The following is a 13,983-nucleotide window of genomic DNA, read 5'->3' on the forward strand; positions in this document are numbered from 1 at the left end:
CGGTGAGGGAGGGATTTCATTCGCCGCTGCGCGGCTCACCCCGTCGGGGCGTCACCTGGCGGTGACGTGCTGCGCATCGCAAAGCGATGCTTGTCGAACCCTCTGGTCGGGTTCTCATCCCTCCGCAGCATTAGCGTTTATTTCGGAGTCAGCTATGGACGTTTTACTGCGGGGACTTTAAAACTGGCGGTGAGGGAGGGATTGATCAAACAGCCTTAGGGCTGTTTGACCCGTTGGGCTTCGCGCTGACGCGCTCGTCTCCGATTGCGATGCAATCGGTCGAACCCTCTTTTCGGGTTCTCATCCCTCCTCGAGGGCAGCGCTTTGTTCGGGGTCAGCTATGATAGGTTTACTGCGGGGATTCTTAAAATGGCGGTGAGGGAGGGATTCGAACCCTCGATACGTTTCCGTATACACACTTTCCAGGCGTGCTCCTTCAACCACTCGGACACCTCACCGTTTTAAGGCGCGTAACTCTATAACATGGCAGTGGCAAATACAAGCGAATCCGCAGGAATTACTGGCGTAGTTCCCGCGGCAGGCTTTGTGGGGTAAGCCCGGCGCGTGTGGTGCGCAGCGGATTGATTTCCAGGCCGCCACGCCTGAGGAAATTGATGCTTACGGTCAAAGACTGGGGTCGGCAGATCTTCATCAGGTCACAGAAAATCATTTCCACACAGTGTTCGTGAAAGCCTTCATGTTGCCTATAGGAAATAATGTAGCGCAAAAGGCTCTCGTGGTTTATTGGCTGACCGGTGTACTCTATCGTAACACTGCCCCAGTCAGGTTGACTGGTAATCGGGCAGTTGGATCGAAACAGCTCCGAACGCAGCCTTTCGGAAACCGGGCCAGAGCTGTCTTCCCGAACGCCCAATAGAGCAGCATCAGGTGAGAAGGCTTCGGTCGCTATCTGCAGCTCATCCAACAGAACAGCGCTTGTATCAATCGACGTGTGATGCTCGCCCGCCGTCAGGGGATGCAGTCGCACCTGAACTGGCTTGCCGGCAGCCAGACTGAGGTCACGAGCTATCAGCTCGCTCGCTTCCTGCATGCCAGCCAGTTTGTGCTGGTTCAATGAGTTGAAGTACAACTTCATTGACTTGGACTCAATCAGGTTTGGCGAGTCACAGGGAACGATGATGTCTGCGGTTGCCACAACGGGCTTACCTGAAGGCTGCAGCCAGGAAAGTTCATAGGCTCTCCAATGGTCAAAGCCGAAGAACGGCAGGTCCTTGTCTGAAAAATCGGCAGAACCGGTCCCGGCGGCAGCAAACGGCAGAAGCGCGCGATTGTCGCTTCGTGCAACACGATACAGTTGTGCAGGATCATATTGCTGCGGGTAACTGGTCTGTTTCCCCAGCGGAATGTCCGAGTGTCCCATCAATGTCGCAACCCCGTGCCACGTCGCAGCAGATAGAGCGCCACACCAAAAAGCAGAGCACTGAAGAAGACCAGCATGGACAGCGCCCAGTAAACGTTCACGTCACTGGTGCCCAGAATGCCGTATCTGAATGTATTGACCATATACAGCACAGGATTCAGAGCAGACACCCACTGCCCGGCCGCGGGTAGCAATTCGATTGAGTAGAACACACCACCCAGATAAATCAGCGGCGTCAGAACAAAAGTGGGAATGATGGAAATGTCGTCAAAGGTGTTGGCAAACAGTGCATTGATAAACCCTGCCAGGGAAAAAACCATGGCCGTCAAAAGCACCACCAGAACGGTCAGCCCGAGATGCGCAATGCTCAATGATGTGAAGACAAATGACATGATGGTTACGATGATGCCCACCAGCAATCCGCGGGCCATCCCGCCGGCTACAAACCCCAGCAGGATGATGTAGTTTGGAACCGGTGACACCAGTATCTCTTCGATACAGCGTTGGAACTTGTTGCTGAAGAACGAAGATGACACATTTGAGTAGGCGTTCTGGATGACCGCCATCATGATCAGGCCAGGCACGATAAAATCAATGTAATCGTAGCCCCCCATGTCCCCAATACGGCGACCAATCAGGTTGCCAAAAATGAGGTAATAAAGGCCGATTGTTATCGCAGGTGGCAACAGCGTCTGCATCCATATACGGGTAAAGCGCCGCACCTCTTTGATAAGAATCGTCTCGAAGGCTATGTATTTGTGTCCGTTGAACATAATGTGCCCCCTGCCCCGTTACTTCTGGGTGCTCAGGCTGGACAGGAACAGTTCCTCCAACCGATTGGTCTTGTTGCGCATGCTTTTGATTAATACATTCTGCTGCGACAGAACGTTGAAAAGCGCGTTGATATCACGACTGGTGCTCATACTGACCTCAAAACTGTGCGAATCAATCAGGTGGCTATGGATATCCGGGTCTTCGAATACTGGCGCAGCAGTGAGCTCACTGAACGTGTCGAATACCAGTGTCTGACGCGCCAGTTTGCCCAACAGACTTCGCATACTGGTGTTTTCAACAATTTCGCCATGATTGATGATGGCAATGTTGCGACACAGATGTTCTGCCTCTTCCAGATAATGGGTGGTCAGAATGATGGTTGTGCCACTTCTATTGATTTCCTGCAGGAAATCCCACATTGAGCGACGCAGTTCGATATCAACACCTGCCGTTGGTTCGTCCAGTATCAGCAGTCTGGGTTCGTGAACCAAAGCCCTGGCGATCATCAAGCGACGTTTCATCCCGCCAGAAAGCATTCTTGAGCGGTTGTCGCGCTTGTCCCACAGGTCAAGCTTCTTGAGGTATTTTTCTGTGCGTTCCTTTGCCAGCTGTCCCTTGAGGCCATAGTACCCGGCCTGGGTCATGACAATATCACCAACTTTCTCGAACTGACTGAAGTTTACTTCCTGCGGAACCACGCCCAGTGACAGTTTTGTCTGATAAACGTCGGTCGCCACATCCCGCCCGAAAATCTGGATCTGGCCAGACGTTGCACGAACCAGCGTGGAGATAATGCCGATGATTGTCGACTTTCCTGCCCCGTTGGGTCCCAGCAGAGCAAAGAAGTCGTTCTCGCGAACATCGAGATCGATTCCCTTAAGCGCCTGGTGGCCATTGTCGTAGGTTTTCTTCAGGTTTCGAATCGAGATGGCGTGGTGATTTTCTGTTTGCATGGCGGAACCTGATGACGTCGATTTCCGAATTATGGCCAAAAAAAAAGCCTGGCAAAAGCCAGGCTTAAAATATGGCGTCCCCTAGGGGTTTCGAACCCCTGTTGCCGGGATGAAAACCCGGTGTCCTAGGCCTCTAGACGAAGGGGACAGAAAACTTTGTTTCCTGCCTTGTTGCAGAAAGCGGCGCGAATTTTAAGAAGCTAACACGTCGCCGTCAAGTAAATTCTGTCAAACTGGACAACTTTTTTTCACTCTGATTTTGTACATTAGCTTACTCAGAGTTGTATCGCAGTTTCTTGCTGCTACCACCAGTCGAAACCGGTGACTCGAGAACACTGAATGCCCTACCGATGCAGCGCGCGCATAATAGCAAATAGATTCGGCAGCTGATAGAACTATTTTCAAATTATTTGTTTTTTTCACTTCAGCACCATATATGCACTGATGCTGAAGTCTTCACCCATCGTGCCAGTCTATACGGCATTTCCTTCACACCGGATCAACAGTGTTATAGTTGACTACCCACACTCTGCAAACAGGGCCTGATTCGCACAATGTTAGTATTCTTCAGTCTAGTCTTATCGCTGGCGCTGGTCTGCGCAATCGCTTATGTACTCCACCGTCACCAGCAAAGAGCCCGTGTTGATGCAGTTGAGCGTGAGCGCGGTTTACCTCCTCTGGACGTCGAAGTTCCCGAACTGGCACCGGAAGCGGAGAAAGCGGCGCCTGATGAGTTTGAGACATCAACAGCGGAACCGGAACAGTGTGTAAAGGAAACAGCAACAACAGGTTCCGAGCCTGCTCCTGAGGTAGCAAAAGAGACCAAGGAACAAAACCTCACCAATAAGCCCGAACAGGAAGCCAGTCCCTCTCCAGCCGCATCGCCCGGCGACTGGAAGCAGGTGGCGCAATCATTAAGGAACCAGGGGGACTATGATGCCGCGCTCTCTGCCTGCAATGTCGCCTGGCCACAGCTACAGGGATACCAACAGGCTGCGATCATTGCCCGCGCTGCGGCCCGTGCAGCCAAAGAGGAGTCAAGGGCCGACTGGCTGCAGACGCTTTACCGTCTGGCTGCAGAGGCCAGCCTGTTGCACGATAAAGTTCCTGGAGTCCCCGATCTTAAATGGCAATCACTGTCACAGCGTTTCACCGCCGAACAAATCGCACAAATTGAGTTGCCCTGGCGGGACCTTGGCCACGAGCACATGCGACTACTCAACAAGACCGATAGTCGCCAGATGGTAGACCTGTGGGGCGAGCCCGAACGACAACAGAGTGCCAAAGCCTACCATCGAAGTCTGTTTGAACCTTCCGAACCGGCTTGAAACGCAAGCAAACTATTGAGTTCTAAGCGCAAATGTGCCAATCTCCAGAAAATTTACAAATCCAATCCGAGCGATGACTAATGCTATTGGCTTAGTGGCCGATAACCGTTGTCATGGTAAGGTAACGGCGGTTGCAGTTTGTCAGAGAATTCCGGCATGAGCTTGACAGAAAAGCGAAAGCGCGCCCCATCGCTCCCCCAGGTTGAGCCAGATCTGCTCGATCAGGGTATTACTCAATTGAGCCTGGAAATCAAGACATTGCAGGACTGGATAGCCGATATCGATTCTGACGATGCAGAACCCCGCCGCTCCTATGAAGATATGCTGCGAAGTCGCCGGGAGATGCTTGCGGCACTGCAGCAACAAAAGGCCAATCTGAGCAACACTGCAAATCACTGATCAGAAATCGACCGGACCTCACCATGCACGACACGCTCTCTCCCCGGCAGGCTCGCACCATGCTGGAACTTCAGACTGCCATGAACTCTAAAGTCGACCCTGACTGGCTAAACGCTGGATACCCCTACCTGCGCGCAGTGCTTGTCGAAGCTTCCGAAGCGATCGAGCACCATGGCTGGAAATGGTGGAAAAAACAGACGCTGGACTTGCCGCAGCTTCAAATGGAAGTGATCGATATATGGCACTTTCTTATGTCAGAAGTGCTGTTGCGAGCCAGAGGCGATCTGGAAACATCCCTGAATCAGATTATACAGCCCACCAACAGTGATTCTATGCTCTTTGATGGCCGGGAATGGCAGCTGGGAGGTTTAACTCTGCTTGAAAAGCTGGAGCTATTGACGGCAACAGCGGCTGCCAGGCGTATCGAGCTGCCCCTGTTTGAACACATCATGCGTGATTGCGAGATGTCATGGAACGAGCTGTTTCGCCAGTACGTGGGTAAAAATGTTCTTAATTTCTTCCGCCAGGACCATGGTTACAAGGAAGGAAGCTATCAAAAGCTGTGGCATGGGCGGGAAGACAACGAACACCTGGTAGAGGTCATGGCGGGCCTGCCTGCCGAAACGGACGACTACCCTACTCGACTATATCAGGCACTGCTTGAGAGATATCCGCCACGTCACTGATATTATTATATTTTCAATGCTCGATTGATTTAACTGGCAGGATGAAAAACAGCGAGTGCCGCGACTAAAACCCGCGGCACAGCCAGACGGTTTACGGCCTACTTGAAGTAAGCGTTTTCCCGGTTGGTATGGTCGGTAACGTCGCGCACGCCGGTCAGGCCGGGAATCTGGTCCATCAGCGTCTTTTCCACACCTTCCTTCAGCGTCACATCTACCATGCCACAACCCTGACAGCCACCACCAAAGCGAAGTATCGCAATCGAGTCATCAACGATGTCTTCCAGGCTGACAACACCGCCATGCGAGGCCAGTGAGGGATTGATCTCATTATAAAGCACGTAGTTAATACGATCTTCCAGCGGGCTGTCGTCGCGGATTTTAGGCAGGCGTGAGTTAGGCGCCTTGATTGTAAGCTGACCACCCATGCTGTCTTTGGCATAGTCGACAACAGCTTCCTCCAGAAAAGGAATGCTGCGCTTTTCAAGCCAGGCATTAAATTCAGCGAACTCTTTCAGCTCATCTTCGTCTTTCTGCTCGCCAGGGCGACAGAAGGATATGCAGGTTTCGGCTTTCGGAGTCCCCGGATCCAGGATGAACACCCGTATGCCGACCCCTTCGGTATCCTGTTTCTTCAGTAACTGCGCCAGGTATTCCTGGGCTGGTTCGGTAATCGTGATCATAGCAATCCTCTATCTCCAATAGCCGAGTATTTTACTAGGTTATTAGCCGATTTACATCCCCCCGTCCCACTGCGATATGACAAAACCCTCGGTACACCGCCCTGCTTCTGCTAGAATTGCGGCTTTTCCAATGCGATGACCCAATGGACAGACTGATGAAACAACACCCGGCCTTTGAACTTCTGAAGCAAGCCCTCAGCCAGCGCATCCTGATTCTGGATGGGGCAATGGGAACCATGATTCAGGCCGAAAAGCTGACTGAAGCAGACTATCGTGGTGAACAGTTCAGGGATCATGAATCGGACCTGACCGGTAACAACGACCTGCTGACACTGACGCGACCGGATATCATCCGCAAAATCCATCTGGCTTATCTGGAAGCTGGCGCGGATATCGTCGAGACCAACACCTTTAACTCTACGGCAGTCTCCCAGTCAGATTACAACCTGCAACCTATTGTCAGAGAGCTGAACTACCAGGGTGCAAAACTGGCGCGCGAATGCTGTGAAGAGATCAATCTGAAGACACCGGACAGGCCCCGGTTTGTGGCGGGTGTCATCGGCCCAACCAGCCGCACTGCTTCTCTGTCGCCCGATGTGAACGACCCGGGGTACCGCAACACTGACTTTGACAGCCTGGTGGTGGACTATAAAGTCGCCGTCGAGGGTTTGATCAGTGGCGGCGCTGATCTGCTGCTGGTTGAAACAATCTTTGACACACTGAATGCCAAAGCCGCGCTCTTCGCCATTCAGGAAGTGTTTGACGACATGGCCATCGAGCTGCCGATCATGATCTCTGGCACCATTACGGATGCCAGTGGCCGTACGCTTTCCGGTCAGACCGTAGAAGCCTTCTGGAACTCTGTCCGGCACAGTAAGCCGCTTTCGATAGGTTTTAACTGCGCTCTGGGTGCCGATCAGTTGCGGCCACACATCGAAGAGATTTCGGGCCTGGCCTCGTCGTTTGTATCGGCACACCCCAACGCCGGCCTGCCCAATGCGTTCGGCGAATATGATCAGAGCGCTGCCGAAATGGCTGCGATTGTTGAAGAGTTTGCTGCCAGCGGCTTCGTAAACATTATTGGCGGCTGCTGTGGCACGACGCCTGTGCATATCAGTGCCATCGCCAAAGCAGTCGCTGCTCACAAGCCGCGCAAGATTCCCCAGGTCCCGGTCAAATGCCGACTCAGTGGACTGGAAGCGTTCAACATCGGCCCTGACAGCCTGTTCGTGAATGTCGGCGAACGCACCAACATAACCGGGTCTCGCAAGTTCGCGCGCTTGATTCGCGAGAACAATTACAACGAGGCACTGGATGTTGCGCTGCAGCAGGTGGAAAACGGTGCGCAGATCATCGACATCAATATGGACGAAGGCATGCTGGACTCTCTGGCGGCGATGCAGAAATTTCTGCGTCTGATCGCGTCGGAGCCTGACATCAGCCGCGTCCCTATCATGATCGACTCTTCCAAATGGGAGGTGCTTGAATGTGGCCTGAAGAATATCCAGGGCAAGGGCATCGTCAACTCGATCAGCCTGAAGGAAGGCGAAGCAGACTTTCTGGAGAAAGCCCGACTCTGTCGTCGCTATGGTGCTGCTGTCGTGGTGATGGCCTTTGACGAAACCGGACAGGCGGACACGCTGGAGAAGAAGCAGTCGATCTGTAAGCGCAGCTACGATCTGCTTATCTCCGAGGCTGGTTTTGCTCCGGAGGACATCATTTTTGATCCCAACATCTTCGCGATTGCCACCGGTATCGATGAGCATAACAACTACGCCGTGGATTTTATCGAAAGCTGTCGTTACATCCGCAAGAATCTGCCACACGCATTGATTTCAGGCGGTGTCAGTAACGTGTCGTTTTCCTTCCGCGGCAACGACCCTGTGCGCGAAGCGATTCACTCGGTTTTCCTTTATCACGCCATCAAGGCCGGACTGAATATGGGTATCGTCAATGCCGGCCAGTTGACGGTTTACGATGACATACCCGCGGATCTCAAAGAGCGCGTCAGCGACATCGTGTTGAACCGGCGCAGCGACGGCACTGACCGCCTGATGGAAATCGCCGGCAAGTACAGCGGCACTGGCAGCACCGAGTCCAATGAGGATGTCGCCTGGCGTGACGCGCCTGTCCAACAGCGCATCACCCACGCGCTTGTCAAAGGCATTACTCGCTATATTGACGCCGACACCGAAGAGGCGCGGCAGCAATACGACAAACCGATCGAAGTGATCGAAGGCCCATTGATGGACGGCATGAATGTTGTCGGCGATCTGTTTGGCAGTGGCAAAATGTTCCTGCCACAGGTCGTAAAAAGTGCCCGGGTCATGAAACAGGCGGTTGCCTACCTGCTGCCGTATATCGAGGCCGAGAAGCTCAAGTCGGGCGATGCCAGCAAATCCAAAGGCAAAGTCCTGCTCGCCACAGTCAAAGGCGATGTCCACGACATTGGCAAAAACATTGTCGGCGTCGTGCTGGGCTGCAATAACTACGACATCATCGATCTCGGCGTCATGGTTCCCTGCGAGAAAATACTGCAACAGGCACGTGAACACGATGTGGATATTATTGGCCTGAGCGGCCTGATCACACCATCGCTTGATGAAATGGTCCATGTCGCCAAGGAAATGCAGCGCCTGGACTTTAAGGTACCTCTGCTGATCGGCGGAGCGACGACGTCAAAGGCTCATACCGCGGTCAAGATCGAGCAGCATTACAGGAATAACGCGACTGTGTACGTGCCAGATGCATCGCGCAGCGTAACCGTCGTCAGCAACCTGCTCGGCAAAGAGACCCACCCCGAATTTGTCGCCAAGGTCAAAGCTGAGTACGACACAATACGCACGCGCACCGCAGGTCGTGACCAGCGCAGCAGCCTGCTGAGTTTCGACGAGGCCAACAGTAACGCAGGTCAGTTTGAATGGCGCGCGGACACCATTACCAGGCCCTCCTTCCTGGGGACAAAAGTGTTTGAGGACTACCCTCTGGAAAAGCTGGTGCCATACATCGACTGGACACCTTTTTTCATCACCTGGAGCCTGTCAGGCAAGTATCCCGCCATTCTTGAGGACGATGTGGTTGGGCAGGCAGCCCGTGACCTGTTCGCGGATGCCCAACAGATGCTGGATGATCTTGTCAGCAACAAAAAACTGCGTGCACAGGGCGTGATCGGCTTCTGGCCAGCCCAGCGCAGTGGGCGCAACGATGTCAAGGTATTTGCTGATGACGCACACATTAAACCACTGCACGAATTCAACTTTCTTCGGCAGCAGGCGTCCAAGGCTGAGGGCATCCCCAACCTCTCACTCGCTGATTTTGTTGCCGACAGTTCAGAGGCAGACACAGACTATATCGGTGCGTTTGCCGTGACGGCAGGACTTGGCGCTCAGGAACTGGCTGACAAATACCAGGCCGAAAATAACGACTACAACGCCCTTATGGTCAAGGCCCTGGCCGATCGCCTGGCCGAGGCCTTCGCTGAACACCTGCATGAACGAGTGCGGCGTGAATTCTGGGCCTACGCCCCTGACGAAACCCTTGATAACGAAGCCCTGATTCGCGAGAAGTATCGTGGTATCAGACCCGCGCCAGGTTATCCGGCCTGCCCTGAACACTCAGACAAAGTTGCCATCTTTGATCTGCTCGATATAAACAATTCAATTGAGATGTCTCTGACCGAGAGTTTCGCTATGCTACCAGCAGCAGCGGTCAGTGGATTTTATTTTGCCCATCCGGATTCGCGCTATTTCTCCGTGGGCAAGATCAATGAAGACCAGGTAGAGGATTTTGCTGAGCGCCGCGGAATTACCGTTGAAGCAGCCCGTAAGTTACTGACACCCAATCTGCTGGATTAAGCGGGGTGTTATCGGAGGCAACCATGATTGATAAAACTGCAGATGATTACAGCTCTGATGAGCATTCAGGCCCAGGAACCACTGAACAGAACCAGGCGCCCCAGCCAGCCAGAAAGAAGCTTGGCTTCTGGCAGACCATGAGCAGTGTGATCGCCGCCAGCTTTGGCGTGCAAAGCCGCAAAAACAAAGAGCGCGACTTCGAACAAGGCTCCATTTCGGGCTTTGTCGCTGCCGCGCTCATTTTTACCGTAGTGTTTGTGCTGACTCTGGTGGTCGTTGTACGGGTGGTGCTGGCGTGAATTACGCCTGAATCAGCTGGCTACAAAGAAAATCACCAGGCTGACCATAACGATAACAGCGGCAAAAATGGCGACTGCGTCGACCTGGCTGTTGGCTTGCAACTCTTCTTCAGTGTAATGGCTGTTGTTGGCTTGATCAGTCATGGGGCCTCACCTGCTTGTATAGGGGCTGTCTGTGAATTACGCAGTAAAAATCGCGAGCGCATTTTAATTCATCTACCCGGATAATCAAGTAATCTGCACGAAAATCACTTCTGGTTATACGGTTATGACAAACCGCCATATTCCGTCTGGTGGTAATCAATACCTGTTTTTATTACAATGCCCTCCCAAATTTTCCGTAGCAGTTTCGAATTATGTATCGATACGACCAATATGATCACCAGATGCTGGCTGATCGTGTAGCACAATTCAGGGACCAGACGCAGAGATACCTGGCTGGCCAGTTGTCGGATGCCGAATTCCTGCCATTACGCCTTCAAAACGGGCTATACATTCAGCGCCTGGCACCGATGCTGCGGATCGCAATCCCTTACGGCATGCTGTCATCGCGACAAATGCGCAAGCTGGCCTATATCGCCGATCACTACGATAAAGGTTACGGCCACCTGACAACCCGTCAGAATATTCAGTTTAACTGGCCTCATCTTGAGGAAGTACCGGACATACTCGAACATCTGGCTGAAGTGGAAATGCACGCGATCCAGACCAGTGGTAACTGCATCCGCAATACCACCACCGACCAGTTCGCAGGTGTATCGGCAGACGAAATAACTGATGCCCGCCCGTACTGCGAGATAATCAGACAATGGTCGACCTTCCACCCCGAGTTTGCCTACCTGCCGCGCAAGTTCAAAATTGCAGTCTGTGGCACCAGGCAAGACCAGGCGGCTACGCAAGTCCATGATATTGGTCTGTACATGGTCAGAAATGCAGCTGGCGAGCTGGGCTTTCGGGTACTGGTTGGGGGCGGGCTGGGTCGCACCCCGGTCATCGGCAGTGAGATTCGTAGTTTCCTGCCGGAGCAACATCTGCTGAGTTACCTCGATGCCATCCTGCGCGTCTATAACCAGGAAGGACGCCGTGACAACAAATACAAAGCGCGCATCAAGATTCTGGTCAGGGAAACCGGTGTAGAGCAGTTCCGGGACAAGGTCGAAGCTGAATGGCTGACCGTCAAGGACGGTCCTATGACATTGACTCAGGATGAAGTGGAACGTTGCCGCGGATTTTTCCACGACCCGGATTACAAAGATCTGCCTGCCAGCAGTGAGCTGCTGAAGCGGGCACTTGGCGGCGACGTGATGTTTGCAGCGTGGCACGACCAGAATGTCAGCGCGCACAAACGACCCGGCTATGCCATTGTCACCATTTGTGCGAAGAAGACCGGTTATGCCCCCGGGGATCTGGACGCCGCACAGATGCAGTTCATTGCCGATCTGGCTGATCAGTACAGTTTTGGTGAAATGCGCATCACGCATACGCAAAACGTGGTACTCGCCGATGTTGAGCAGGACAAGCTGTACGACCTGTGGCAGGCACTGAAAACTCACGACCTGCAGGCGGATAATCTTGGCCTGCTCAGTGACATGATCTGCTGCCCGGGCGGTGACTTCTGCGCACTCGCCAATGCCAAATCGATTCCGATAGCGGAGTCGATCCAGCGTCGATTCAGCCATGCCGAACTGCGCGAGATTGGCAAATTGTCTCTGAACATATCTGGCTGCATGAATGCCTGCGGTCATCACCATGTCGGCAACATTGGCATTCTGGGTGTAGACAAAAAAGGTGAGGAGTTCTATCAGGTTTCTCTCGGTGGTTCTGCCAGCAACGACACTGCACTGGGAAAGATTGTCGGCCCGGCTTTCTCGCAGGATGAAATACCGGATGTGATAGAAAAGATCGTATCGGTCTATAAACAGCAGCGAAGTGGTGGTGAGGAATTTGTCGAAACCTTTAATCGTATCGGTCTGGATCCGTTCAAGGCCGCACTATACGGCGACAAATCCAACTCACGCGCGCCGCGCCAGGCTTAATCATTGGACACTGAAAACATGCCAGCATCATCTGAATGGATCATCAAAGACCAGACTGTTGTAAGTAATTCCTGGAGAATTCTGGAGGCCGAGGTTGGCGTCGATGAGCTGGCGGACATGGAGCAGCAAGCCATCATAGTGCCACTCGATTTCTGGCTGGCCGAACGCAGCACACTGCAGGCCAGAAAGGGACAGACTGGGGTATGGCTGGACAGTAATGAAAAGCCGGGTTCGCTTATCGTCGACTCCGCATTTGATATTAATGATATCCCGCTGATTGCTGTCAATTTTCCAGTTTTCAGCGATGGTCGCGGCTACAGCACTGCACGCGCACTCCGTCAGAATCTGGGTTACAAAGGCGACCTGATGGCGGTAGGCGATGTGCTGCGCGACCAGGTTTTCTTCCTGAAACGCTGTGGTTTCAACATCCTCATGCCACGCGCTGATCAGGATGCCGAGATCATGCTGACTGCCTTTGCCGACTTCAAAACCGGATATCAGGCCAGCATTGACCAGCCTGAACCCCTGTTTCGTCGCCGTTAGGCTTGCAGATCCAGAACCAGTCGACCAGTCGACTTGCCCGCCAGAACCTGTTTGAGCGCATCGGACAGTTGCGCCAGTGATAACGTGGTTTGCAGTGATGCCAGCTGCGCCGGTTTCCAGTTTGCAGCCAGCTTGTTCCATAGCTGTCGCTTGTGAGAAATTGGCAGGTTCACCGAATCGATGCCCAGCAGGTTCACTCCTCGCAGAATAAACGGAAATACCGATGCATCAAATGTGGGTGACGCGACCAATCCACAACAGGCCACACTGCCACCATAGCGCAGGGATTTAACGACATTAAAAAGGATGTCACCACCAACGGCATCGACTGCCCCACCCCATTGTTCCTTCAACAAAGGCCGCGGGTTGGGGCTGGCGTAGTCTTCCCGACCTATAATTTCAGTAGCGCCAAGACCCTTCAGGAAATCAGCAGCCTGGCCGGAGCCGGTCATGGCTGTAACAGAAAAGCCCAGCTGGGCAAGCAGAGCCACCGCAAAACTGCCTACCCCGCCACTGGCACCCGTTACAAGAACGGGACCGGAGTCGGCATCTACGCCGTTGAGGAGCAGCTTTTCCACGCACAGAGCTGCGGTAAAGCCAGCTGTGCCGATGATCATGCTTTCCTGAAGGCTCAAACCCGCCGGTCTGGGCACAACCCAGTCAGCTGGCACACGAATGTATTGCCCAAATCCTCCCGCGGTATTCATGCCCAGGTCGTATCCAATAACAATCACTTCATCACCCGGCTTGAAGTGTTCGTTCTCCGACTCTGCCACAACGCCTGCCGCGTCAATACCCGGTGTATGAGGGTAATTACGCGTCACGCCTTTATTGCCTGCTGCCGACAATGCGTCTTTGTAATTGAGTGACGAATAGGCCACGCGAATCAGCACATCACCTGCAGGCAGTTCCGCAACCTTGCGATCAACCAATGCCGACTCGTATCGGTTTTTGCCGTCATCACCGGCATGTTCGGTAACAAGCAATGCTTTGAATGATTCCTGGTCAAGTTTCATAAACTATCCTGTATCGCGTGAAGTTTGTGTTGCA

The 13,983-nt window shown here is 53.2% G+C and carries 13 protein-coding genes and 2 tRNA genes; 7 read left to right on the top strand and 8 right to left on the bottom strand.

Annotation, left to right across the window (positions count from 1 at the left end):
• Nucleotides 1-370 precede the first annotated feature (370 nt).
• The 5 genes from QGM61_RS05085 to QGM61_RS05105 all read right to left on the bottom strand — a co-directional run bounded on the left by QGM61_RS05085 (nucleotide 371) and on the right by QGM61_RS05105 (nucleotide 3,256).
• Nucleotides 371-458 (bottom strand) — tRNA-Ser (locus QGM61_RS05085).
• 59 nt (nucleotides 459-517) lie between these two features.
• A complete protein-coding gene (gene queF / locus QGM61_RS05090) occupies nucleotides 518-1,381 on the bottom strand; it encodes an NADPH-dependent 7-cyano-7-deazaguanine reductase QueF (protein ID WP_281132209.1) in 864 nt (287 codons plus the stop codon).
• Nucleotides 1,381-2,154, bottom strand: coding sequence for an ABC transporter permease (locus QGM61_RS05095; protein ID WP_281132210.1), 774 nt, complete (start codon nucleotides 2,152-2,154; stop codon nucleotides 1,381-1,383). The genes queF and QGM61_RS05095 overlap by 1 nt, the downstream gene beginning before the upstream one ends.
• 18 nt (nucleotides 2,155-2,172) lie before the next feature.
• Nucleotides 2,173-3,108, bottom strand: coding sequence for an ABC transporter ATP-binding protein (locus QGM61_RS05100; protein WP_237134074.1), 936 nt, complete (start codon nucleotides 3,106-3,108; stop codon nucleotides 2,173-2,175).
• A 72-nt stretch (nucleotides 3,109-3,180) separates the two neighbouring features.
• A tRNA-Glu gene (locus QGM61_RS05105) sits at nucleotides 3,181-3,256 on the bottom strand.
• Nucleotides 3,257-3,662: 406 nt separating this feature from the next.
• On the opposite strand from QGM61_RS05105, the gene QGM61_RS05110 reads away from it, so the two are divergent.
• The 3 genes from QGM61_RS05110 to QGM61_RS05120 all read left to right on the top strand — a co-directional run bounded on the left by QGM61_RS05110 (nucleotide 3,663) and on the right by QGM61_RS05120 (nucleotide 5,521).
• Nucleotides 3,663-4,436: a hypothetical protein gene (locus tag QGM61_RS05110; RefSeq protein ID WP_281132211.1), complete on the top strand. Its 774-nt coding sequence runs from the start codon at nucleotides 3,663-3,665 to the stop codon at nucleotides 4,434-4,436.
• Between the two features lie 156 nt (nucleotides 4,437-4,592).
• The gene (locus tag QGM61_RS05115) at nucleotides 4,593-4,835 is read left to right on the top strand and encodes a hypothetical protein (protein ID WP_281132212.1); all 243 of its coding nucleotides are present in this window, start codon (nucleotides 4,593-4,595) and stop codon (nucleotides 4,833-4,835) included.
• Nucleotides 4,836-4,858: 23 nt separating this feature from the next.
• A complete protein-coding gene (locus QGM61_RS05120; protein ID WP_281132213.1) occupies nucleotides 4,859-5,521 on the top strand; it encodes a dUTP diphosphatase in 663 nt (220 codons plus the stop codon).
• Between the two features lie 98 nt (nucleotides 5,522-5,619).
• On the opposite strand, the gene nfuA is transcribed toward QGM61_RS05120, so the two are convergent.
• Nucleotides 5,620-6,207: a Fe-S biogenesis protein NfuA gene (gene nfuA / locus QGM61_RS05125; RefSeq protein WP_281132544.1), complete on the bottom strand. Its 588-nt coding sequence runs from the start codon at nucleotides 6,205-6,207 to the stop codon at nucleotides 5,620-5,622.
• A gap of 146 nt (nucleotides 6,208-6,353) precedes the next feature.
• Between nfuA and metH the strand changes: the two genes are divergently transcribed.
• Both metH and QGM61_RS15325 read left to right on the top strand, forming a co-directional pair.
• A complete protein-coding gene (gene metH, locus QGM61_RS05130; RefSeq protein WP_411268755.1) occupies nucleotides 6,354-10,055 on the top strand; it encodes a methionine synthase in 3,702 nt (1,233 codons plus the stop codon).
• Between the two features lie 23 nt (nucleotides 10,056-10,078).
• Nucleotides 10,079-10,354 (top strand): DUF2970 domain-containing protein, encoded by a 276-nt coding sequence (locus QGM61_RS15325; protein ID WP_411268275.1) that lies wholly within the window; start codon nucleotides 10,079-10,081, stop codon nucleotides 10,352-10,354.
• A gap of 12 nt (nucleotides 10,355-10,366) precedes the next feature.
• Here the strand turns inward: QGM61_RS15325 and QGM61_RS05140 are convergent, their stop codons facing one another.
• Nucleotides 10,367-10,498, bottom strand: coding sequence for a hypothetical protein (locus QGM61_RS05140; protein ID WP_272907272.1), 132 nt, complete (start codon nucleotides 10,496-10,498; stop codon nucleotides 10,367-10,369).
• Nucleotides 10,499-10,710: 212 nt separating this feature from the next.
• Between QGM61_RS05140 and QGM61_RS05145 the strand changes: the two genes are divergently transcribed.
• Nucleotides 10,711-12,390 carry a nitrite/sulfite reductase gene (locus QGM61_RS05145; protein ID WP_281132215.1) on the top strand — a complete coding sequence of 560 codons (1,680 nt, stop codon included), beginning with the start codon at nucleotides 10,711-10,713 and terminating at the stop codon, nucleotides 12,388-12,390.
• Nucleotides 12,391-12,408: 18 nt separating this feature from the next.
• On the top strand, nucleotides 12,409-12,933 hold the full coding sequence (locus QGM61_RS05150; protein ID WP_237134068.1) for a DUF934 domain-containing protein: 525 nt from the start codon (nucleotides 12,409-12,411) through the stop codon (nucleotides 12,931-12,933).
• On the opposite strand, the gene QGM61_RS05155 is transcribed toward QGM61_RS05150, so the two are convergent.
• Complete coding sequence (locus QGM61_RS05155) at nucleotides 12,930-13,949, bottom strand: YhdH/YhfP family quinone oxidoreductase (RefSeq protein WP_237134067.1); 1,020 nt, start codon at nucleotides 13,947-13,949, stop codon at nucleotides 12,930-12,932. The two genes, QGM61_RS05150 and QGM61_RS05155, sit on opposite strands and share 4 nt — an antisense overlap.
• Nucleotides 13,950-13,983: the final 34 nt, after the last annotated feature.

Origin of the sequence: Pseudohongiella sp. SYSU M77423, assembly GCF_029911965.1 — a bacterium.
Taxonomy (GTDB): Bacteria; Pseudomonadota; Gammaproteobacteria; order Pseudomonadales; family Pseudohongiellaceae; genus Pseudohongiella.

What these genes read in the sequence shown, in the direction of transcription:
- QGM61_RS05150 (WP_237134068.1), top strand. Translation starts at nt 12,409, where the DNA reads ATGCCAGCATCATCTGAATGGATCATCAAAGACCAGACTGTTGTAAGT.
- QGM61_RS05155 (WP_237134067.1), bottom strand. Translation starts at nt 13,949, where the DNA reads ATGAAACTTGACCAGGAATCATTCAAAGCATTGCTTGTTACCGAACAT.
- QGM61_RS05145 (WP_281132215.1), top strand. Translation starts at nt 10,711, where the DNA reads ATGTATCGATACGACCAATATGATCACCAGATGCTGGCTGATCGTGTA.
- QGM61_RS05110 (WP_281132211.1), top strand. Translation starts at nt 3,663, where the DNA reads ATGTTAGTATTCTTCAGTCTAGTCTTATCGCTGGCGCTGGTCTGCGCA.
- queF (WP_281132209.1), bottom strand. Translation starts at nt 1,381, where the DNA reads ATGGGACACTCGGACATTCCGCTGGGGAAACAGACCAGTTACCCGCAG.
- QGM61_RS05140 (WP_272907272.1), bottom strand. Translation starts at nt 10,498, where the DNA reads ATGACTGATCAAGCCAACAACAGCCATTACACTGAAGAAGAGTTGCAA.
- QGM61_RS05100 (WP_237134074.1), bottom strand. Translation starts at nt 3,108, where the DNA reads ATGCAAACAGAAAATCACCACGCCATCTCGATTCGAAACCTGAAGAAA.
- QGM61_RS05095 (WP_281132210.1), bottom strand. Translation starts at nt 2,154, where the DNA reads ATGTTCAACGGACACAAATACATAGCCTTCGAGACGATTCTTATCAAA.
- QGM61_RS05120 (WP_281132213.1), top strand. Translation starts at nt 4,859, where the DNA reads ATGCACGACACGCTCTCTCCCCGGCAGGCTCGCACCATGCTGGAACTT.
- QGM61_RS05115 (WP_281132212.1), top strand. Translation starts at nt 4,593, where the DNA reads ATGAGCTTGACAGAAAAGCGAAAGCGCGCCCCATCGCTCCCCCAGGTT.
- QGM61_RS15325 (WP_411268275.1), top strand. Translation starts at nt 10,079, where the DNA reads ATGATTGATAAAACTGCAGATGATTACAGCTCTGATGAGCATTCAGGC.